Source organism: Bartonella sp. CM120XJJH (genome assembly GCF_042194715.1).
Lineage (GTDB): Bacteria > Pseudomonadota > Alphaproteobacteria > Rhizobiales > Rhizobiaceae > Bartonella.
The window spans coordinates 1-294 of record NZ_JBHINE010000131.1 but is presented as its reverse complement, the minus strand read 5'-3'; the positions used below and the strand labels follow the sequence as shown (position 1 = coordinate 294).

The window sequence follows — 294 nt, the reverse complement described above, 5'->3', positions numbered from 1 at the left end:
TCCAAGGGGGCTTTCATGGCTATGGGGGAAAAGAACAGACAACGCTTCTTTCTCAATCACGAGATCAACCGCCCGATCATGGACACTTTTGTGATCAAACAATTGTCCTTCAACAGCTCTAAGCCCTTGTGTTTGAAAAAATTGTTCTCCCACCCCAGCAATTACAGCATTAGCTTCACCGGAACCAAAACGAATCGTAGAACTTGCTGAAATCTGAGGCGTTACACCAGAAACATAGGGCAAGCCAGAAAGAGCTTCTGCATCCGCTTCAACAAGACTGGTTATCTTCTCTGA

At 45.6% G+C, this 294-nt stretch carries 1 protein-coding gene; it reads right to left on the bottom strand.

Going from position 1 to position 294, the window contains the following annotated elements; translation table 11 throughout:
- Window positions 1-294: ABC transporter permease (locus tag ACFIKU_RS10195; protein ID WP_375657442.1), on the bottom strand; the 294-nt coding region annotated here is incomplete at both ends.